The organism is Thiobacillus sp. (assembly GCF_018780105.1).
Taxonomy (GTDB): Bacteria; Pseudomonadota; Gammaproteobacteria; order Burkholderiales; family Thiobacillaceae; genus Thiobacillus.
Window position 1 is genome coordinate 68374 of the sequence record NZ_JADMKC010000007.1, and the last position, 21409, is coordinate 89782.

Annotated in this window: 19 protein-coding genes; 9 read left to right on the forward strand and 10 right to left on the reverse strand. The window is 59.9% G+C overall.

Annotated features, from left to right (window positions below):
- Positions 1-29: 29 nt before the first annotated feature.
- Positions 30-2648, reverse strand: a complete 2619-nt coding sequence (gene alaS, locus IV098_RS06900; protein WP_296887400.1) for an alanine--tRNA ligase — start codon at positions 2646-2648, stop codon at positions 30-32.
- 102 nt (positions 2649-2750) lie between these two features.
- Here alaS and IV098_RS06905 point away from each other — a divergent pair, with 102 nt between their 5' ends.
- Complete coding sequence (locus IV098_RS06905) at positions 2751-3299, forward strand: DUF1415 domain-containing protein (protein WP_296887402.1); 549 nt, start codon at positions 2751-2753, stop codon at positions 3297-3299.
- 133 nt (positions 3300-3432) lie between these two features.
- Here the strand turns inward: IV098_RS06905 and soxB are convergent, their stop codons facing one another.
- From soxB to IV098_RS06935, 6 genes are all read right to left on the reverse strand, one after another.
- A complete protein-coding gene (gene soxB, locus IV098_RS06910; protein ID WP_296887404.1) occupies positions 3433-5175 on the reverse strand; it encodes a thiosulfohydrolase SoxB in 1743 nt (580 codons plus the stop codon).
- A 147-nt stretch (positions 5176-5322) separates the two neighbouring features.
- A complete protein-coding gene (gene soxA, locus IV098_RS06915) occupies positions 5323-6168 on the reverse strand; it encodes a sulfur oxidation c-type cytochrome SoxA (protein ID WP_296887406.1) in 846 nt (281 codons plus the stop codon).
- 70 nt (positions 6169-6238) lie between these two features.
- Positions 6239-6553: a thiosulfate oxidation carrier complex protein SoxZ gene (gene soxZ, locus IV098_RS06920; protein WP_296887408.1), complete on the reverse strand. Its 315-nt coding sequence runs from the start codon at positions 6551-6553 to the stop codon at positions 6239-6241.
- 57 nt (positions 6554-6610) lie between these two features.
- Positions 6611-7078, reverse strand: coding sequence for a thiosulfate oxidation carrier protein SoxY (soxY, locus tag IV098_RS06925; protein ID WP_296887410.1), 468 nt, complete (start codon positions 7076-7078; stop codon positions 6611-6613).
- Positions 7079-7116: 38 nt separating this feature from the next.
- Positions 7117-7512, reverse strand: a complete 396-nt coding sequence (soxX, locus tag IV098_RS06930) for a sulfur oxidation c-type cytochrome SoxX (protein ID WP_296887412.1) — start codon at positions 7510-7512, stop codon at positions 7117-7119.
- A gap of 197 nt (positions 7513-7709) precedes the next feature.
- Complete coding sequence (locus IV098_RS06935) at positions 7710-9158, reverse strand: M48 family metalloprotease (protein ID WP_296887414.1); 1449 nt, start codon at positions 9156-9158, stop codon at positions 7710-7712.
- Between the two features lie 40 nt (positions 9159-9198).
- Between IV098_RS06935 and moaC the strand changes: the two genes are divergently transcribed.
- From moaC to IV098_RS06975, 8 genes are all read left to right on the forward strand, one after another.
- Positions 9199-9684, forward strand: coding sequence for a cyclic pyranopterin monophosphate synthase MoaC (moaC, locus tag IV098_RS06940; RefSeq protein ID WP_296887416.1), 486 nt, complete (start codon positions 9199-9201; stop codon positions 9682-9684).
- Positions 9685-10008: 324 nt separating this feature from the next.
- Positions 10009-12885 carry a molybdopterin oxidoreductase family protein gene (locus IV098_RS06945; protein ID WP_296887418.1) on the forward strand — a complete coding sequence of 959 codons (2877 nt, stop codon included), beginning with the start codon at positions 10009-10011 and terminating at the stop codon, positions 12883-12885.
- A gap of 36 nt (positions 12886-12921) precedes the next feature.
- Positions 12922-13617, forward strand: a complete 696-nt coding sequence (locus IV098_RS06950) for a 4Fe-4S dicluster domain-containing protein (protein ID WP_296887420.1) — start codon at positions 12922-12924, stop codon at positions 13615-13617.
- A 108-nt stretch (positions 13618-13725) separates the two neighbouring features.
- Complete coding sequence (locus tag IV098_RS06955) at positions 13726-14664, forward strand: DmsC/YnfH family molybdoenzyme membrane anchor subunit (protein WP_296887422.1); 939 nt, start codon at positions 13726-13728, stop codon at positions 14662-14664.
- Between the two features lie 103 nt (positions 14665-14767).
- A complete protein-coding gene (locus IV098_RS06960; protein WP_296887424.1) occupies positions 14768-15097 on the forward strand; it encodes a rhodanese-like domain-containing protein in 330 nt (109 codons plus the stop codon).
- 126 nt (positions 15098-15223) lie between these two features.
- On the forward strand, positions 15224-15451 hold the full coding sequence (locus IV098_RS06965; protein ID WP_296887427.1) for a sulfurtransferase TusA family protein: 228 nt from the start codon (positions 15224-15226) through the stop codon (positions 15449-15451).
- A gap of 82 nt (positions 15452-15533) precedes the next feature.
- Positions 15534-16046, forward strand: a complete 513-nt coding sequence (locus IV098_RS06970) for a DsrE/DsrF/DrsH-like family protein (RefSeq protein WP_296887429.1) — start codon at positions 15534-15536, stop codon at positions 16044-16046.
- A gap of 206 nt (positions 16047-16252) precedes the next feature.
- Positions 16253-17530, forward strand: coding sequence for an OmpP1/FadL family transporter (locus IV098_RS06975; RefSeq protein WP_296887431.1), 1278 nt, complete (start codon positions 16253-16255; stop codon positions 17528-17530).
- An 83-nt stretch (positions 17531-17613) separates the two neighbouring features.
- Here the strand turns inward: IV098_RS06975 and IV098_RS06980 are convergent, their stop codons facing one another.
- The 3 genes from IV098_RS06980 to IV098_RS06990 form a co-directional block, all read right to left on the reverse strand.
- A complete protein-coding gene (locus IV098_RS06980; protein ID WP_296887433.1) occupies positions 17614-20358 on the reverse strand; it encodes a valine--tRNA ligase in 2745 nt (914 codons plus the stop codon).
- A 116-nt stretch (positions 20359-20474) separates the two neighbouring features.
- Positions 20475-20972, reverse strand: coding sequence for a hypothetical protein (locus IV098_RS06985; RefSeq protein ID WP_296887435.1), 498 nt, complete (start codon positions 20970-20972; stop codon positions 20475-20477).
- Positions 20973-20980: 8 nt separating this feature from the next.
- Entirely contained in the window at positions 20981-21406 is a 426-nt protein-coding gene (locus IV098_RS06990) for a DNA polymerase III subunit chi (RefSeq protein ID WP_296887437.1), read from the reverse strand.
- Positions 21407-21409: the final 3 nt, after the last annotated feature.

The window sequence follows — 21409 nt, forward strand, 5'->3', positions numbered from 1 at the left end:
GTTGATTGGCAAAATCCGTACCAGCGCGCTCAAGTCAGCTTGCCTTGCGCCCATGCGTACACCGACTCGAGCGCAGCCGGCAGCCTGCTTGCATCGCTGCCCCCGGCCATTGCCAGATCCGGTTTGCCGCCGCCTTTGCCGCCGACCTGGGTGGCGACGAAGTTGACCAGTTCGCCTGCCTTGATTTTCGCGATGACATCGGGGGTGACGGCTGCGATCAGGCTGACCTTGCCGTCGGCGACAGTGGCCAGCACCAGTGCGCAGGACTTCAGTTTGTCGCGCAGCGTGTCAGCTGTTTCGCGAAGACTCTTGGCATCCGCGCCGTCAAGCCGGGCGGCGAGCACGCGCACGCCCGCCACCTCGACGGCCTGTTGCAGCAATTCGTCGCCCTGGCTGGCCGCGAGTTTCGATTTCAGCCGGTCCAGTTCCTTTTCCAGCGTACGGCTGTGTTCGATCAGCTGCGTCACGCGTTCGGCGGTATCGGCCGGCGTGGACTTGACCAGATGTGCCACGGTTCCGAGATTCTTTTCGGTTTCGCTCAGGTAGTTCAGCACGCCGGTGCCGGTGGTCGCTTCCACCCGACGGATGCCGGCGGCCACGCCCGATTCGGCGAGAATCTTGAACAGGCCGATGTCGCCGGTGCGCGCCACATGGGTGCCGCCGCACAGCTCGCGCGAGCTGCCGATATCGAGCACGCGCACTTCGTCGCCGTACTTCTCGCCGAACAACATCATCGCGCCGGTTTTCTGCGCGTCTTCGATGGCCATGACGCGTGCCTGGGTGGCGGTGTTGGCCAGAATTTCCGCGTTGACGCGCCGCTCGACTTCGTGAATCTGCGCATCGCTCAGCGGCGAAGGCTGGACGAAGTCGAAGCGGGTCTTGTCGGCATCGACCAGCGAGCCTTTCTGCTGCACGTGCTCGCCCAGCACCTCGCGCAAGGCCTTGTGCATGAGGTGGGTGGCCGAGTGATTGCGCATGGTGCGCGCGCGATTGTCCTCGTCCACCCTGGACTGCACTTCGTCGCCGACTTTCAGGCTGCCGGTTTTGACGACGCCATGGTGGCCGAATACGTGTGCCTGAATTTTGAGCGTGTCTTCCACTCCGAACACGCCGCCGGCCGCCTGCAACACGCCGCAGTCGCCCGCCTGGCCGCCGGACTCGGCATAGAAGGGAGTGTGGTCGAGCACCGCGACGCCAAGCTCGCCTTCGCGCAGTTCGTCGACGGTGCTGCCATCGCGGTACAGCGCGAGGACTTTGCCGGTGTGCGCCAGCGTGTCGTAGCCGTGGAAGGTGGTCGCTTCGCCGCTATAGGCGAGGCCCGCGCCGAGCTTGAATTTGCCCGCTGCGCGCGCCTGCGATTTCTGCTGCGCCATCGCGGCGTCGAAGGCATCGGTGTCGACGGCGACATTCGCTTCGCGGCAGATGTCGGCAGTCAGGTCGAGCGGGAAGCCATAGGTGTCGTGCAGCTTGAATGCCAACACGCCGTCGAACACGCCGCCTGCGGGCAGCGATTTGAGCGCGCTGTCGAGGATGCCCATGCCGTGTTCGATGGTTTCGAAGAAACGTTCTTCTTCTTGCCGCAGGATGTCTGTCACGCGCGTTTGCGCCTTGGCGAGTTCCGGATAGGCCTCGCCCATTTGCGCGGCGAGATCGGGCACGATGCGGTTGAAGAAGGCGGCACGCGCGCCCAGTTTGTAGCCGTGGCGGATGGCGCGGCGGATGATGCGGCGCAGCACGTAGCCGCGGCCTTCGTTGCCGGGGATGACGCCGTCGACGATGAGGAAGGAACAGGCGCGGATGTGGTCGGCGATGACCTTGAGCGAGTTGTTGGTCAGGTCGGCGGTCTGCGTCTCGCGCGCGGCGGCGGCGATCAGCGCCTGGAACAGGTCGATCTCGTAGTTGGAATGCACGTGCTGCATCACCGCCGATATGCGCTCCAGCCCCATGCCGGTATCCACGCTGGGCTTGGGCAGCGGATGCATGGTGCCGGCCTCGTCGCGGTTGAACTGCATGAACACGTTGTTCCAGATTTCGATGTAGCGGTCGCCGTCTTCTTCGGGTGAGCCGGGCGGGCCGCCGTAGATGCCTTCGCCGTGGTCGTAGAAGATTTCGGTGCAGGGGCCGCAGGGGCCGGTGTCGCCCATCGCCCAGAAGTTGTCGGAGGCGTAGCGTGCGCCCTTGTTGTCGCCGATGCGGATGATGCGGTCCTTGGGAATTCCGATGTCGTTGTGCCAGATGTCGAACGCTTCGTCGTCCTCGGCATAGACCGTGACCCAGAGCTTTTCGGTCGGCAGATTCAACACTGTAGTCAGGTATTCCCATGCGTATTTGATCGCATCCTGCTTGAAATAGTCGCCGAAGCTGAAGTTGCCCAGCATCTCGAAAAAGGTGTGGTGGCGCGCGGTGTAGCCGACGTTTTCCAGGTCGTTGTGCTTGCCGCCTGCGCGCACGCAACGCTGCGACGACACTGCACGGGTGTAAGCGCGCGTGTCCTGGCCGGTGAACACGTCCTTGAACTGGACCATGCCGGCGTTGGTGAACAGCAGCGTGGGGTCGTTGCCCGGAACCAGCGAACTGGAAGCGACAACGGTGTGGCCTTTGGATGCGAAGAAGTCGAGAAAACTCTGGCGGATAGCGCTGCTTTTCATGATTATTGGCGGACGTTAAAGGGTGGCGGCGGCATGTTCGTCGAACAATGGGGCATTGTATCCGCTAAAGTTCCGCTCTTACAGGCGCTTGGAGTGGCGAAAATGGGTGAAGACGAAGTGATCGCGGCGACACGGGAATGGCTGGAAAAGGCCGTCATTGGGCTCAACCTGTGCCCGTTTGCCAAGGCGGTTTACGTGAAAAACCAGGTCCGTTTTGTGGTCAGCGCGGCCAAACATCTGGACGGCTGGCTGGAAGACCTTGATCGCGAGCTGGATTTTCTGGCCGAGGCCGATCCCGAGCAGGTCGATACGACCTTGCTGATTCATTCGACCCTGTTGCCGGATTTTCTCGACTTCAATGATTTCATGCAGTTGGCTGAGGCCGCCGTCGAAGAGCACGGGCTGGAAGGCGTGATCCAGATCGCCAGTTTTCATCCGCAATTCCAGTTCGAAGGGACGGCGCCCGACGACATGGGCAATTTCACCAATCGCGCGCCCTATCCCACGCTGCATCTGCTGCGCGAGGCGAGCATCGCCCGCGCGGTGGAGGCGTTTCCCGAAGCGGAAACCATCTACCAGCGCAATATCGAGACGCTGGAAGTGCTGGGCCGACCGGCCTGGGAGGCGTTGCTGGTTCGAACGAAGACATAGCGGGGCGGGTTCGAACGAAGCCCTGGCGGGGCGGGTTCGAACGAAGCCCTGGCGGGGCGGGTTCGAACGAAGCCCTGGCGGGCAACAAAAAAGGGGCATGCGCCCCTTTTTTGTTACCCCCCTGCACGCAGGCTCAGGAATACGAACCGTCGTAATTCGCGATGCCAGGGTTGTTTTTGCCGACGCCGACGATTTTCGGCGTGTTCAGCTTGACGCCTTTGATGACCTTGACGTCGCGCAGGTAGCTGGCGACCACGTCCCACACCGGTTCGCCGGTCGCGCCTTCCGCAACGGGGGCCCAGCCGGCGACGATGTAGGTCTTGCTGGCGTCGACCGGTTTGCCCTTCATGGTCATGTTGCTGATGCGGTGGCCGATTTTCTTGGTCGGATCGATGGTGTACTCGATGCCGCCGACCCGCACCATGTCGCCGCCCTGCTGATAGTAGGGGTCGGCATTGAACAGGTTGTCGGCGACGTCTTCCATGATGGTCTTGATGGTTTCGCCGGTCATGTTGGTCAGCGTGGTCTGCGGATAGGTGATCGCAGTCTGGTCCATCAGACGTTCCATTGTGATGTCTTCGCCGGGCAGCAAGGTCGTGCCCCAGCGGAAGCCGGGTGAAAACGCGGCGTCAGCGCCTTTGACTTCCATCAGGGCATCGACCAGCAGTTGGTCCCAGGTGCCGTTGAAGTTGCCGCGGCGGTAGAGGAAGTCATCGCTGACTGCGAGCTTCTCGTTCAGCTTGGATTCATACGGCGCGCGCACTTTCTTGATCAGCGCATCCATCTCCGGGTCGGCCGGCAACAGGTTGGAGAACACCGGCAGCAGGCGGTACTTGTAGCTTTGCACCTTGCCGCCGCGAACGTCGAAATCCATCACGCCGAGGAACTTGCCGTTGGAGCCGGCATTGGTGACCAGCGTGATGCCTTTGGCGTTCTTGACCTTCACCGGTTGCGGCACGCCGTCGTGGGTATGGCCGCCGAAGATGGCGTCGATGCCGGTGACGCGGGTAGCCAGCTTGAGGTCGACGTCCATGCCGTTATGCGACAGCAGGATGACGGCCTGGGCGCCCTTGGCGCGCGCTTCGTCGACCCATTTCTGCATGCTGTCGTCGCGGATGCCATAGCTCCAGTCCGGCACGTGGTAGCGCGGGTTGGCGATGGGGGTGTAGGGGAAGGCCTGGCCGATGATGGCCACTTTCACCCCGTTCATTTCCTTCATCACATAGGGTTTGAATACCTGATCGCCGAAGTCGTTGGTGACGACGTTCTGCGCGACAAAATCCATCCCCGCTTTCGTGAAGTCATTGTTGATGATTTCCATCATGCGATCCGCGCCGAACATCGCTTCCCAGTGCGGCGTCATGACGTTGACACCCAGCTTGATGCAGGCGTCGACCATGTCCTGGGCATTGGTCCACAGCGAGGTGGCCGAGCCTTGCCAGGTGTCGCCGCCGTCGAGCAGCAAGGCGCCGGGGCGCTGGGCGCGCATTTTGTCGACCAGGGTTTTAAGGTGGGCGAATCCGCCGACCTTGCCGTAGACCTTGGCCGCTTCGGCGAAGTCGAGATAGGTGAAAGCGTGTGCCTCTGCGCTACCGGGCTTGATGCCGTACTGCTTCAGTAAATGTTGGCCGACCAGGTGTGGTGCTTTGCCAAAGGAGCTGCCCACGCCAAGGTTGACGTTGGGCTCGCGGAACCAGACAGGCAGCAACTGGGCGTGGCAGTCGGTGAAGTGCAGGAAAGAGACGTTGCCGTGACGGGGTACGTCGTAAAAGTTGGCGGGTGCGTTTCCCGCCAGTGCGGATTTGCTGTCCAGCGCCATGCCGGAGGCGGCGGCGACGGCGAGCAACTGCAGGAATTCGCGGCGATTCATGTGCATGAGGTTTTCCTCTGAAGGGGATGAAGCTATTTTCGGTGTACGTGCCGACGCGGTAAATAGTAGCTCTAGCTCATCCTGTTCGATTAATTTGTGTGGTCTTCAAATAAAAAAGCCCGGTTGCCCGGGCTTTTTCACACACGATGAAGCTTACTTGCGGAACACCGAGGCTTTCATTGGCAGGCCGTTGGACAGCGAGGAGTGGAAGAACTCCAGGTTGTTCATGACGGTACCGCCCACAGGGGGGGGTACCGCCCGGACCTGCTTGAAGCAGCCCGTATAACGGTTCTGTAGCGTCACCAGATTGTCGCCGCCGCGGAATACAGGCCAGTGCACGGCGTGGCCGATCGCGGGGGAAATCAGCTCCGAGCGCAGGCGGTTGCCGGCATTTTGCACGTGACAGCTGGAGCAGGCGAAATTGAGCTGGCCGCTGCGGCTGTAAAACGTCTTTTTGCCGGCTTCATAGGCAGCAACCGCCTTCGGGCTTTCGACCTTGATGTTCATGATCATGCCATTCGACAATGTGCGCATGTAGGCCGTGAGCACCCCCATGGTTTTCATGTCGCTGAGCTTGTAGGCCTCTTCGCCATTGGCCGTGCGGCAGGCATTGATGGCGTCCTGCAGCGTGACGACCTTGCCCTGGGCTTCGTCGAACATCGGGTAGTTGCCGGCGATCTGGTTACCGCCATTGGGCAGGCAGCTGGCATAGGTTTTACCGTTCTTGAACGGGGTCTCCCACATCCTGCGGCCTTTTTCGATTTCGGACTCAAACGGCGGAAATTCCATGATCGCTTCGTACTGAGCCTTGCTGTCAGCATCGAATGCCAGGGCGCCGTAGACGTAGTCTTCGAGTTTGATGTTGGGGTATTTGCTCGTGTAGAACTTGGCGAGTTCCTGTCGATCCCCTTCGGGCGTTGCGTGAACGGTGGCAGCGCCGAGGGCGATGCCCAGACCCGTCATCCCTGCCAGCAGTTTCATAATCATTCGTTGTTTCATGCCGTCCTCCAGATACCTGATGAATTGAAGCGGGAGCGGAGCCCTGGCTCCGCTCGATTGCTGCCCAGCTTTAAGCAATAGCGGTTTCGGCGGTGTTCTTGTCGCCCTTGTTGTCGGTCCAGTTGACGACGACTTTGTCGCCGGCTTTGGGGCCTTTGACCTTGAAGCCGAGGTAGGGATTCTTGGACACACCGCTGCCGAGGTTGGCGGACAGCACGGTGGCGCCGTTGATGGTGGCCGTCACATCCTGGATGAAGTGGGCTGGGACGAGTTGACCGGTTTTTGCGTCTTTACGCTGACCGGTTTCCATCGGGTGATTCATTAGCACCTTGATGTCGGCAACATCGCCAGACATGGTGGCACGGATACGCATGGGTTCAGCCATTTGGCTTTCCTTTCTGAAATTGAACGATTCGATTCGGCTTGAAAGTGATGCGGGGAATTAACCGCCGCAACCGCCAATGGTGACTTTGACTTCCTTGGCTGCGGTGTAGGATTTACCGCCGGCCTTGACCACGGCGCGAACGAGCGACGTCTGGCCCATTTTGATGCGGGTGGAGATGAAGCCCTGAGCGCCGCCGGACAGTGTGAAATCGCCCACCAGCGGGGTGCCGTTTTTCTCGGCGAGGATGGCGATGCTGGTGGTGCCGGCGATCTTGCTGGTCACTTCAACCGGCACGACTGCGCCGTTTTCAGCGATATCCGGCGCCTTGATGAGGATGTCCTTGCTGTCGGCCGGAGCGGAAACGCCGAGGCCTTTCATTGCGTCGCCGACGTTTTTGGCGTCGAACGCGGGTGCGTTCCAGGCAGCCATGGCCTGGGTGGGTTTCAGCATGCCGGCGGCAATAGCGATGGCCACGGTGCTGGCGCCAGCGGCGCCTTTAAGTACGTTTCTGCGAAGTGCATTCATTTGGATACTTCTCCTGGCTCGAATGATGAAAACTGGATTTATAGACCGTAGACAAAGTCGGTGACCTTATCGATCTCCTGTTCCGTCAGAACGCGGTGTTTGCCGAACGGAATCATGGAACTGGCCGGGTTCGATGCGGTTGCGTCCCAGATCTGGGCACGCAGCTTGGCTTTGTCGGGGAAGCGGGCGCTCATGGCGATGAGGGGGGGGCCGTAAGTGCCGGTAGATTCCGCATCGGGCACGGTGGGCATGCCGTGGCAGGCCAGGCAGTTGCCTTTGGTGCGGTTAAATGCGATGTCCTTGCCGGTTTCTTCCTTTTTGGGGGTCGCAGCCGCAGTTGGGGTTGCTGCCGCTTGAGCCAGCACATTTCCCGACAGCATGATGGCGCTGATTGCGCAGGCCGCTGCTACGTGATGCAACTTTCGCATGGTCATCCTCCTAATTTATTTAACGTGGTATTGAAAGCGCTTGCCGGATCGGGTTCGCCATAAGTTCGCGCTATCCGGTAACGGATGTGGCAAAGGATAGTTGAATTGGTTTTTGTCATGCAAGTTCGTATTGCAGTTTTTCCGCGCAAAACGCGGGGTAAATTCCTACCAGCCTTGCGGGGTGGGGGCTTGTGCTTCGCCGCCTATTCTTTGCGTAGTGCCTTCTCGAGTGCCAGCCACTCGCGTCGCCGCGCTTCGGCCACCGACATTTCGTGGAAACTGCCGTCGCCGGCCTTGATGCCCAGGCTGATCTGTTCGACCGCGGCAATCAGATTTCCGCTCAATGCGGCGGCTTCAGCTTGTGCGCGATGGCTCAGGAGCCGGTGTCCAAGCTGGGCGTGGGCTTTTGCCGCCAGCATCCATAACCGGCGGTCATCCGGGTAAAGCGTCAGTTCCTTGTCGACACGTTTCAGTGCATCGCCCGCGCGCTGGGTGGTCAGCAGGGCGGCTATGTAGCCGTATTGCAGGGGCCGGTAGTCGGGGTGAGCCTGGCTGCCGGTCTGGTAGCGTTGCAGGGCCAGCGTGGCATTGCCGGCAGCGAGTGCTGTTTGGGCGGCGAGTTGCAGCACCATGGGCCGGATGTCCGGACTGGCCAGCATTTTTTGTGCCTCTGTTTCAGCTTCGTTGAACTGGCGTGTCCGCAATAAAGCGCTCACCAGTCCGTAGCGGGCGGCGGTTTCGCTGGCATAGCGTTTGTCCTGCAGGGTGCTGCGGGCATTGGCGACGGCGTCCGCCGGGCCGCCCTCGCGCGCGCGCAGGCGTGCACGCACCAGCTGAAAATCGAGGCTGTCCTGGACTTGCAGGTAGGCCGCGGCTTCGCTGCGCGCTTCCATGTCGGATATGCGCTCGCTGGTGAGCGGGTGGGTGCGCAGGTAGGCGGGCGCACTGCTGTCATAAAACCGGCTGGCGCGTTGCAAGCGACTGAAAAATGCGCTCATGCCGCGTGGGTCGAATTGCGCCCGGGTCAGCATTTCGTAGCCCAGGCGGTCGGCTTCGCGTTCGTAATCGCGGCTGTAGTTGAGCTGGTTTTGCGCCGCATAGGCCTGGGTGGAGGCGATCGCCGCGCCTGCCACGTTGGGGTTGGAGCGCGCCGCCAGCAGTGCGAGCGCGAGCGCGGCCAAGGTGGGCCAATAGCTTTGGCTTTGGGCCGCAACCATGCGGGCGATGTGATCCTGGGTGACGTGTGCGATTTCGTGTCCGACGACGCTGGCCAGTTCGGATTCGCTTTGCGCGGTGAGCAGCAGGCCGGTATGGACACCGATATTGCCGCCGGGCATGGCAAAGGCGTTGATGCTGGGGTCGTCGACGACAAAAAAGATGAATTCGCGCTGGTTGCGCGTGCTGACCGAGACCAGCCGGTAACCCAGCTGGTTGAGATAGTTTTCGGTTTCGGGGTCGTCCAGGTAGCGGGGATCGGCATAAACGTCGCGCATGATGGCGCGTCCGAGTGCCTGCTCGTCCTGATCCGAAAAGTACTGGCGCGACACCTCGCCCAGATCGGGCAGGTCAATGGCCCAAGCTGGCTGGATCGCAAGGCTGAGTGCGAGCAGGCCATGCAGCAGTGGCCTGCGGATACGGGAGCGGGACAGCATTTCGATTACGATGCGCGTGTTATCGACAAGGTTCCTGAATATGAGCGAATTCACCCATTTTGATGAGCGCGGCCGGGCGGTCATGGTTGACGTGGCAGACAAGGACGATACGCGCCGCGTCGCCGTGGCAAGCGGCCGCATAGGCATGTTACCCGATACGCTGTCGCGCATTCTCGGAGGACAGGCTGCCAAAGGCGACGTGCTGGGGATTGCGCGCATCGCCGCGATCCAGGCGACCAAGCGCACTGCCGAGTTGATTCCCCTGTGCCATCCCATTGCCTTGACCAGGGTGAGTGTCGAGTTCAGTCATGATGAAGTGGAATCCTCGATCACCTGCACGGTGACCGCAGAAACCGTTGGCAAGACCGGGGTGGAAATGGAGGCGCTGACCGGCGTCAGCGTCGCATTGCTGACCATCTATGACATGTGCAAGGCGGTCGATCGCGGCATGGTATTGGGCGATATCCAGCTGCAGGAAAAGCTGGGAGGGCGTTCGGGCCACTGGCAAAGGTTGGCTGCGGGATAAACGCAGCGGGCGCGTGATGCACGCTATAAAATTACTTCATTGAAAAAGCCCCTGTTTCGGACACTTTTTGATCAAAAGCCACAAAAATAGCAAGGAATTCAATCAGTCTAGCTAATGGGGTTATTAGCGGTTTTAATTGCCAGCGCGGGCAATCGACGTGCAAAATAACGCTATATTCGGAATGTTTAATATACAAACGTCCCCTGCAACATTGAGTGCAGCCGCACTGGTGTTGCCTCAAGCACTCGCCTAGTATGGACAACCACGCAAGGAAATGCGCGGCTTCCTTGAAGCCGAGGGGATAATTTTGAACCTAGAGGCCGTATGAACGCCAAAATCAAACTCGAAAATCACGACGCGCAGGAAATCAAGTACACCACTTGTTATATGTGCGCCTGCCGCTGCGGCATCAAGGTCACGCTGGAAGACAACAAGGTTCGCTTCATCCAGGGCAACCGCAATCACCCAACCAATCGCGGTGTGCTGTGCGCCAAAGGCTCTGCGGGGATCATGAAGCAGTACTCGACCGCCAAGCTGACCCAGCCGCTGATGCGCAAGCCGGGCACCGAGCGTGGCGATGGCATATATGAGCCGATTTCCTGGGAGCAGGCGCTCGATGTGTTGACCGACCGCCTGGAAGAAATCCGCTCGACCGACCCCTCCAAGCTCGGTTTCTTCACGGGACGCGACCAGATGCAGGCGTTGACCGGCCTGTGGGCGCAGCAGTTTGGCACGCCGAACTGGTCGGCGCACGGCGGTTTCTGTTCGGTCAACATGGCTGCGGCCGGCCTGTATTCGATTGGTTTCTCGTTCTGGGAATTCGGTGCGCCGGACTGGGATTACGCCAAGTATTTCATCATGTGGGGCGTGGCCGAGGATCACTCGTCCAACCCGATCAAGATCGGTCTGGAACAGCTCAAGCGCCGCGGCGGCAAGTTCGTCACGGTCAACCCGGTGCGCACCGGCTATTCGGCAATCGCCGATGAATGGTTGCCGATCAAGCCAGGCATGGACGGCTTGCTCGCCATGTCGATGGTGCATGTGCTGCTGAAGCACGAGCAGTTCGACTATGAATTCCTGGTGCGCTACACCAATGCCTCGTGGCTGGTGGTGCAGACGCCGGGGCAGGTGGGCGATGGCCTGTTCCTGCGCGACGAAAACAATCAGCCGCTGATCTGGGACATCGAGAAGGAAGCTTTCAAGAACGGCATGGATGGCGAGATCGCGCCTGCGCTGTTTGGCGAATATGTCGCGCCCGACGGCCGTCGCGTCAAGACGGTGATGTCGATGATGGCCGAGCGCTATCTCGACGAGCGCTATGCGCCGGAGAATGTGGCGCTGGAATGCGGCTTGCCTGCCGAGTCGATCACCCGCATTGCGCTGGAAATGGCGCATATCGCGTTCAAGGAAACGATCGAACTGCCGATCGAATGGACCGACGTGTGGGGGCGCAAGCACGACAAGGTGGTGGGGCGTCCGGTGGCGATGTACGCCATGCGCGGGATTGCCGCGCACTCCAACGGCTTCCACGCCTGCCGCGCGATCCACATGATCCAGATGCTGCTGGGCGCACTTGACGCGCCGGGCAATTTCCGCGCGCGTGCGCCGTACCCGAAGCCGATCCCGCCGCACCAGCTGCCGGAAAACAATATCGACATCATCAACGCGCCGAATACGCCGCTGTCGCGTCCGCCGCTCGGCTTCCCGACGCGTCCGGAAGACCTGGTGATCGACGAGTTCGGCAACCCGCTGCGCATCGACAAGGCCTACTCGTGGGAGGTGCCGATCGCCTCGCACGGCCTGATGCACATGGTTATCACCAACGCGACCAACCACGATCCCTATGCGCTCGACACGCTGATCCTGTTCATGGCCAACATGGCGTGGAACTCGACCATGAACACCGCCAACGTGCAGGACATGCTGCGGCAAAAGGACGAGGAAAACTTCGGCGAGTACAAGATCCCGTTCCTGGTCGTGATCGACGCGTTCCATTCGGAAATGACCAACTTCGCCGACCTGATCCTGCCGGACACCACGTATCTTGAGCGTCATGACTGTATCTCGCTGCTGGATCGGCCGATTTCCGAGCCCGATTCGGCTGCAGATGCGATCCGCTATCCGCTGATCAAGCTCGATCGCGATGTGCGCCCGTGGCAGGAGGTGATGGTTGAGCTGGCGTCGCGTCTGAAATTCCCTGCGTTCACCAAGCCCGACGGCACGCGCAAGTACAAGGACTACCCCGACTTCATCGTCAACTACGAGCGCTCGCCCGGCATCGGTTTCCTCTCCGGCTGGCGCGGCGTCGACGGTACCAAGTCGCTGAAAGGCGAGCCGAATCCCAAACAGTGGGAAAAGTACATCGAGAACCAGAGTTTTCACGCACACCACTGGCCCGACAACCAGAAATACATGCGTTTCGCCAACCAGGATTATCTGGAAGTCGCGGCGGATGCCGGTTTCGTCGGCAAGGTCGAGCCCATCATCATGCAGTTCTACTCGGAGCCGCTACAGAAATTCCGTCTGGCCGGGCAGGGTTTGTACGATGGTCCGCAGCCGAACAACCAGGTCGACCGCGAACGTCTGGTGAAATACTTCGACCCGCTGCCGATGTGGTACGAGCCGCTCGAACAGCAACGCGTCGACAAGGAAAAGTATCCCTTCTTCGCGCTGACCCAGCGTCCGATGTTCATGTACCACTCGTGGGATTCGCAGAACGTCTGGCTGCGCCAGATCATGGCGCAGAACTACATGTACATGAACGCGCGCAAGGCCGCCGAAATGGGCATCAAGGACTTCGACTGGATCTGGGTCGAGTCGCACAACGGCAAGATCCGCTGCCAGGTGAAAACCATGGAAGGCACCCAGGAAGACACCATCTGGACCTGGAACGCCATCGGCAAGCAGAAAGGCGCGTGGGGCCTGAAGGACAACGCGTCAGAGGCGACCAAGGGCTTCCTGCTCAATCACCTGATTTCCGAGCTGCTGCCGGAAAAATCCGGCGAGCGCCGCGTCACCAACTCCGACCCGGTGACCGGGCAGGCCGCGTGGTTCGATCTGCGCGTGCGCCTGTGGAAAGCCGAGCCGGGCGAAGCCGGTTCGTGGCCGCAGTTCGATACGCTGAAGGCGTTGCCGGGCGATGAACGTTATGAGCGTCCCGATGTGCTGCGCTATGACGCGCGCAGCCACGAAAAAAACTAAAAGCAGCACTAAAGCGAATTTAAGCGAGAGAGAAAAATGAGACTTGGATTGGTCATCGACCTCGATGTGTGCGTGGGCTGTCATGCCTGCGCCATCGCCTGCAAGGAATGGAACGCGTCCGGCACCACCGGCCCGTTGTCCGACTACCAGCCGTATGGCGCTGAGCCATCCGGTGTGTGGTTCAACCGGATTCGCCATTATGAAATGGACGAGTATCCGAACAACAAAACGGTCAATTTCCCGATGTCGTGCAACCATTGCGAGGACGCCGAGTGCGTCACCGTGTGCCCGACCGGCGCGTCGTACAAGCGCGCCGAGGATGGCATCGTGCTGGTTGACCAGGACAAGTGCATGGGTTGCAATTACTGCTCTTGGGCTTGCCCTTATGGTGCACGCGAACTTGACCGGAGTTCGGGCACGATGAAGAAATGCACGCTGTGCGTCGACCGTATCTATGACATGGAGTTGCCGGTCGAGGAGCGTCAGCCTTCGTGCGTGTTGACCTGCCCGGCGCACGCTCGCATGTTCGGCGATTTCGACGATCCCGATTCGGCGGTGTCACGCACCGTGCGTGAGCGCGGCGGATTCGGTCTCATGCCCGAACTCAATTACAACCCGACCAACCAGTATCTGCCGCCGCGCAGCAAACCGGTGATTCCGATCGAGGCCCATCCCCGTGGTGGCCTCAAGGAAAGCATCAAGCAGTTTGCCAACAAACTGGTTCGTCGTTGAACCTGAATAGACACAAGCAGGAATAACCATGCATCAGGCTTATTGGCGCCACCCCGATTTGAAGGGGCCGCGCCGGCAAGCCGGATACTGATCCATTAGGAAATCGATATGCATCCAGCATTTTCAGTCATCTTCTTTACCGTGGCCTCGGGAGCGGGTTTTGGCCTGTTTTCGCTGCTGTTCATTGCCGACGTATTCAAGCTGGGTGGTGGGTTCGAACGCGAACAACTCATCATTGGCGGCTTGATGGCCATGGCCCTGGTGGTGTTTGGCCTGTTGTCTTCCACCTTCCACCTGGCCAATCCCAAAAACGCGTGGCGTGCGTTCAGCCGCTTCCGTACCTCGTGGTTGTCACGCGAAGGCGTGTTTGCGGTGCTGTTCATGCCGCTGGCGCTGGTTTACCTGGCCAGCATCTGGTTTGACGCGCCGCTGTGGCTGCGCGAGACCAGCGGTTTTCTGACAGCCGTACTGGCCTGGATCACCGTATTTTCGACCGGCATGATCTACGCCTGTCTGAAAACGATCCGCCAATGGAACACCCCGCTGGTTCCAGCCAACTATCTTGCCCTCGGTTACGCCAGCGGCAGCCTCCTGCTCCTGCTGGGGGCCGTGGTTTCGGGATTGGACACCACACCTTATATCGCCATGTCGGCGCTGATTCTGTCGATCGCAGCGGTACTCAAGGCCATCTATTACTTCTGGATCAGCAGCCCCGGCCTGGGCCCCACCATCAATACGGCAACGGGTCTGACCCGCGCCAAGGTCAAGTTGCTGGATACCGGCCACACCCATGGAACCTTCCTGACCCAGGAATTCGGCTTCCAGATCGCTCGCCAAAAAGCCGGTTTGCTGAAGATTGTGGTGTTTGTGCTGGGTTTTGCCTTGCCGGGTTTGATGCTGGTCTGGGTGTTCAACCAGCAGGGCGGGCAGGTAGCGGCCATCGTCGCTGTCATCACCGGAATTGTCGGCGCCGCGGTTGAGCGCTGGTTGTTTTTCGCGGAAGCGCGCCACGTGGTTAACCTGTATCACGGCGCCCAGCGCTGCTAAACCGTAAACTGCTTCCATTGATCGACAGGGACACCATAGGCGTGTCCCTGTTTTTTTGGTAAATTAGCAAATTCTAATTTTGACAATTCAGGATGGAATACGCATGTTTGGACTGAATGGTTTCAAGGAAGTGGATGCAACCGCCGTGAAGGCAATCGCTGCCAGTGGCGCGCACCTGATCGATGTGCGCACAGCGGACGAAGTGGCGCATGGCGTGATTGATGGTGCGATTCATATTCCCCTGCATCTGCTGCCCTTGCGCGCAGCAGATATCCCGCAAGACAGGCCGGTTGTCATTTATTGCCGTTCCGGTGCGCGTTCGGCGCAAGCCTGCTCGTTCATGGCATCCAGGGGCTATAGCAATATGCATAACCTGTCTGGCGGGATCATGGCGTGGGCACGTTCAGGAAACGCCATCAGCCCGGCGCGCTGATACGGCAGCCAAGGCCGGATTATCCAGCTTCGCAGCAATTTTTAGGTTGCAATAAGAACGCTTCTGGTTTAATGTTTCGCAGCATTTTTAGTACAGTCATACCAAACTCAATGTAAGGAGAATATTTTGAATTTTGATAAAGAACTCGACGCACGTGGCCTGAACTGCCCCCTGCCCATCCTGCGCGCCAAGAAGTCCCTGGCTGAAGTTGAAAGCGGCCAAGTGCTGAAAATCCTGTCCACCGACCCGGGTTCGGTCAAAGACTTCGCGGCTTTCGCCAAGCAAACCGGCAACGAGTTGCTGTCGACTGCCGAAGCGGGTGGTGAGTTCACCTTCTTCATGAAGAAAAAGTAAGCAACCCATTCAAACAAGCGCCGTCTGTTCCTGGAACACACGGCGCTGTTTTTTTAAGCGGAACACAAGGAGAGAGACGAGCATGGACGACACCAAAAAAATGGCCATCATTGCAACCAAGGGCACCTTGGATTGGGCTTATCCCCCGTTCATTCTGGCCTCGACTGCAGCCGCACTGGGCTATGAAGTGCAAATTTTCTTCACGTTCTACGGCCTGCAAATGGTTCGCAAGGATCTGTCCGGCCTCAAGGTCAGCCCCTTGGGCAACCCCGGCATGCCGATGAAAATGCCGTTTGGCCCCAAGTGGTTCAAAGGCATCAACTGGAACATCCCCAACGCCATCCAGTCACTGGTTCCCGGCTACGAAAGCGTCGCCACCGGCCTGATGAAAATGACCATTGCCAACTGCGGCGTGGCCACCATCTCCGACCTGCGCAGCCTGTGTCAGGAAGCGGAAGTCAAATTCCTCGCCTGCCAGATGACGGTTGAGCTGTTCGGTTTTGAACATACTGACTTCATTGACGGCATCGAATACGTTGGCGCAGCCACCTTCTTCGAATTCGCCGGCGATACGGATATCTGTCTGTTCATCTAAGTTCAGTATCCCGTCTGCTGATTGCAGCAGTATGAAAAGAGCCGACTCGTTCGGCTCTTTTTTTATGTGTTATTTGTGCAACATCGCTCCAGAATTACTCAAGCAATTACCATTCCTTGCCGATACGGGCTTCAGGTGTGGGCGTAGTATCCGCGTCAGGTCATCGAAAGCATGGCTGAAAAAATTTATCCACAAGGAGACATAAAATGAAATTTACTCGCGTATTCGCATTCATGGCGCTGGCCGGTCTGGCCGGCAGCGCCTTCGCAACCAACGGCATGTTCTCGCATGGCTACGGCATGAAATCCAAGGGCATGGCCGGTGCATCCACTGCCAGCTCGGATGACGCATTTTTTGGCGCCAACAACCCAGCTGCTGCTGCTTTTGCGGGCAATCGTCTTGATCTGGGCGTGGATCTGTTCAGCCCGATTCGCGAGACCGTGAATGTGGGAGGAAACGCCCCGCCGGCTGGTTTCGGACCTGGGGCTGTGGGTGCCGAAAGTGAAGCTGAGTACTTCCTGATCCCGGAGTTTGGTTACAACTACATGGTGAGCGATACCCTCGCGCTGGGCGTGACGGTGTACGGTCAGGGCGGCATGAATACGGATTACCCGGCGCTGGGTGGTGCTTTCGGCACGACGAACTCGCTGGGTGGCCAAGGCGCACTGGGTGTGGATTTGATGCAGTTGATCATTGCCCCGACCGCAGCGTTCAAAGTGGCGCCGAATCACTCAATCGGTGTTTCTCCGTTGTTGGGTTATCAGAAATTTGCAGCTACCGGCCTGCAAGGATTTGCGCCAATTTCGTCTGATGGTACGGCGTTGACCAACCAGGGTAACGATGATGCTTTCGGTTATGGCTTGCGCATTGGTTACATGGGCAAATTCGGTGCCGTGTCGATTGGTGCAGCCTATTCAACCAAGGTGGACTTCGACGAGTTCAGCAAATACAAGGGTTTGTTTGCCGAGCAAGGCGATCTGGATTTGCCCGAAAACTATAATCTGGGCATAGCCTGGCAAGCAACGCCAGAACTCAAACTGGCTGCTGACTACCAGCGCATCAATTACAGCGGTGTGAACTCGATCGGTAACGCCAGCGACAGTTACGCCACGGGCGGTATTCTGGGTTTGGACAATGGTTCCGGCTTTGGCTGGGCCGATATGGATGTCTGGAAACTGGGCGCGGAATACAAACTCAACCAGCAGATGACCTTGCGTGCCGGTTATAGCTATGGTGAAAGCCCGATTGACGGTGATGCTCCTGCGGAAGCTACGTTCAACATCATCGCACCGGGTGTGATCGAACATCACATCACTCTGGGCATGACCTACACCACGGCTTCTGGCGATGAGATGACCGTGGCTTACATGCATGGCTTTGAGAATGACGTGAGTGGCAATCGTCCTGCCGGTTTTGGTGGCGGCGTCGATACGACCACCATGTACCAGAACTCATTGGGTTTCCAGTACAGCTGGAAAATGTAAATTCAGCGCTTGCCGGGCTGATAAAAAAAGCCGGGGTCGCAAGACCCCGGCTTTTTTATGTCTGATGTCTGCGTAATCCGCGATCAGATCAGGCGGGCGTGTTGCGCCTCGAGTTTTTGCAGCATGCCGACAAAATCGGCCAGTCGCGCCTGCTCTTGCTGCACCACGGCGGCGGGCGCCCGGTCGACGAAGCTGGCGTTGGCGAGCTTGCCTTGCGCCTTGTTGATTTCACCCTGGATGCGGGCGATTTCCTTGGCCAGCCGGGCGCGCTCTTCGTCCTTGTTGATTTCCACCACCAGCATCAATCGCATGGCACCGACCAGTTGCACCGGGGCGTCAGCCTCGGGCAGGGCGGCGATGGCGCTGACTTCGCTGAGCTTGCCGAGCGCCGTGATGTAGGGTGCCAGTGCATTGATTACGGCGGCATCGCCTTCGATGACGAGCGGCACCCGTAGCGCGGGAGACAGGTTCATTTCGCCGCGCAGTGTGCGGCAGGCGTTGACCAGTTCCTTCAGCAGCTGGATGCGGGCGACGCTGTCTGGCCAGGCCTGCGCAGCATCGGTCTGCGGGTAGGCGGCGAGCATGATGCTGTCGCTGGCGACGCCGGCGAGCGGCGCGACTTTCTGCCACAGCTCTTCGGTGATGAAGGGAATGATGGGGTGGGCCAGGCGCAGCGTGGCTTCGAGCACGCTGGCGAGGGTGCGGCGGGTGGCGCGCTGCTGCTCAGGCGTGCCGTGGGTGAGCTGCACCTTGGCGAGTTCGAGATACCAGTCGCAGAACTCGTCCCAGACGAATTCGTAGACAGCGCGTGCGGCCTGATCGAAGCGATAGGCGGCGAAGGCTTCGTGCACCTCGGCGATGGCTTGCTGCAAACGCGCGGCGATCCAGCGATCGGCGTCCGAAAAGTCCATCGGCTGGCTGGCATCCTGCCCGCAGTCGTGGCCTTCCAGGTTCATCAGCGCGAAGCGGGTGGCGTTCCACAGTTTGTTGCAGAAATTGCGGTAGCCCTCGGCGCGCTGCAGGTCGAACTTGATGTCGCGGCCGTGCGTGGCGAGGCTTGCAAAGGTGAAACGCAGTGCATCCGTGCCGTAGGCGGCGATGCCTGCGGGGAATTCCTTGCGGGTGCGTTTTTCGATGCCCGGCGCTTTGCGGGGATCCATCAGCCCGGTGGTGCGCTTGGTGACCAGTTCGTCGATAGCAATGCCGTCGATCAGGTCGATCGGGTCGAGCACGTTGCCCTTTGATTTACTCATCTTGTGGCCTTCGGAGTCGCGCACCAGGCCGGTAACGTAGACCTCGCGGAACGGCACTTTGCCGGTGAGGTGCTTGGACAGCATCACCATGCGCGCGACCCAGAAGAAGATGATGTCGAAGCCGGTGACCAGCACCGAGGTCGGCAGATAGCGTTCCAGTTCGGGTGTCTGCTCGGGCCAGCCCAGCGTGGAAAACGGCCACAGCGCACTGGAGAACCAGGTGTCGAGCACGTCGTTGTCCTGCGTGAGCTTCTTGCCGCCGGCTTGCTTGACGGCGTCGGCCTCGTTGGCGGCGACGTAGAAATTGCCGTCCTCGTCGTACCAGGCGGGTATGCGATGCCCCCACCACAGCTGGCGCGACACGCACCAGTCCTGGATGTTCTCTAGCCACTGGCGGTAAGTCGTGGTCCAGTTTTCCGGGACGAATTTCAGCTCGCCCGACTCGACCGCGTCCAGCCCCTGTTTGGCGAGGCCTTCCATGCTCATGAACCACTGGTCGGTGAGCATCGGCTCGATCACCGCGTGGGTGCGGTCGCCGCGCGGAATCATCAGCTTGTGCGGCTTGGCCGACACCAGCAGGCCTTTCGCCTGCAGATCGTCGAGCAGCTGTTGCCGCGCGACGTAGCGATCCAGTCCCTGGTATTCGGTGGGGCAGAGGTCGTTCATTTTGGCATCGAGCGTCAGCACGCTGATCGCCACCAGCTTGTGGCGCTGGCCCACTTGCCAGTCGTTGAAGTCGTGCGCCGGGGTGATCTTGACCACGCCAGTGCCAAATTCGCGATCGACATAATCGTCGGCGATGATGGGAATGCTGCGCTCGGCAATCGGCAGGCGGACGTGCTTGCCGATCAGGTGGGCGTAACGCTCGTCTTCCGGATGCACCGCCACTGCGGTGTCGCCGAGCAGGGTTTCCGGGCGGGTGGTGGCGACGGTCAGAAAACCTGCGCCATCCTCCAGCGGGTAGTTGATTTCCCAGATGAAGCCGTCTTCTTCGGTGCTGACGACTTCGAGGTCGGATACCGCAGTGCCCAATACCGGGTCCCAGTTCACCAGCCGCTTGCCGCGATAGATCAGGCCTTCACGATACAGGCGCACGAACACTTCGGTGACGGCTTTGGACAGCCCGGCATCCATGGTGAAGCGCTCGCGGCTCCAGTCGGGGCTGGTGCCGAGCCGGCGCATCTGGCGGGTGATGGTGGAACCGGATTGCTCTTTCCACTCCCAGACCTTGTCGAGGAATTTTTCGCGGCCCAGTTCGTGGCGTGAGATGCCTTGTGCGTCGAGCTGGCGTTCCACCACGATCTGGGTGGCGATGCCCGCGTGGTCGGTGCCGGGCTGCCACAGGGTGTTGTCGCCCGACATGCGGTGGTAGCGGGTGAGCGCGTCCATCAGTGTGTGCTGGAAAGCGTGGCCCATGTGCAGCGTGCCGGTGACGTTCGGCGGCGGCAGCATGATGCAGTAGGCGGGGGCGGGGGCGGCGGGCGCATTGCCTGCCTTGAAATAGCCGGCGCTTTCCCAGTGGGCGTACCAGCGTTTTTCGATGTCGGCTGGTTCAAACGATTTGGCGAGTTCCATGGCGTGCGCGCAAAACCGTCATTATCCCAAAAAAGCCTGGGACGCGTCCCAAAAAGCCCGGGACACACCCCAAAAAGCTAGCCGTCTACCCTGGAAATATCGTTGCCGACGCCCCGTCAGTTCGACGGGTCACGTGGGGCCTTAAGCTTTTCGGCGATGGCCTCGCGCACGATTTCGCGCACGCTGACGTCAAACTGGCTGAGCAGGTTGGAGACGGTCTGGTCGAGGCTTTTGCGCAGTTCGGCAGAGACCTGTTGCTCCATCACCTCGGACAGCCGGGGCGCCAGCTCACTCATCAACTGTTCGGTCAGGGTGTCGTTGACCGTCTCGATGGACGGCGGTGCTTCAACTGGCGAGATCGGCTGCTCGGCAGGCGGCACAACGGCGGCGACGACGTCAGCGACTTCAACGGCTGGGGCAGCGACAGGCGGCGTACCACGCTGAATCAAGTCGGTCAGAACCGGCAGCCATGCATCGGCGGGCGGGCAGGCGGAAGCGCTGGGCAATTCTGCCGTTGCGGAGAGCGATGCGTCGTCGTTCCCTGCATCCTCACTGCCGCCGCGATGCTTCTTCAGCAGCGCGTCCATTTTGTTCAACAGTGGGCTGTCGCTCATGGCTTGCCTCAATCCGCCTGCCGCAGGTCGTGCGATTTGAGCGCATAGCCGCGGGCCTGGTAGTAGCGATAGCGTGCACGCCCCTGTTCGCGGCCGACGTCGTCCTGACCGATGATTTCGACCAGACGTTCGAAGCGGGCAAATGCGGCGGGCTGCTCGCTGTGCAGGTTGATCATGACGTCAGCTGTGCGCAGCGCATCGGCATTGGCGCCGATCAGTACCGGGGTTTCGCCCGCCAGTGCGTCGCTGTCGCGGCAGTGAGGCACAAAGCCGAGTGCGGGCTTCGTCCACAGCAGCCGGTCGATAGCATCGGCCACTGCCGGGTCGGGTGCGTAAATCATCACCTGTTTGCCCTGGCCGTGCGCCTTGGCAGCGACGCGGCGCGCCACGTCGAGCGGGTCGTCGGCAAACGTGTAAAAGGTGATTTCGGTCACTGT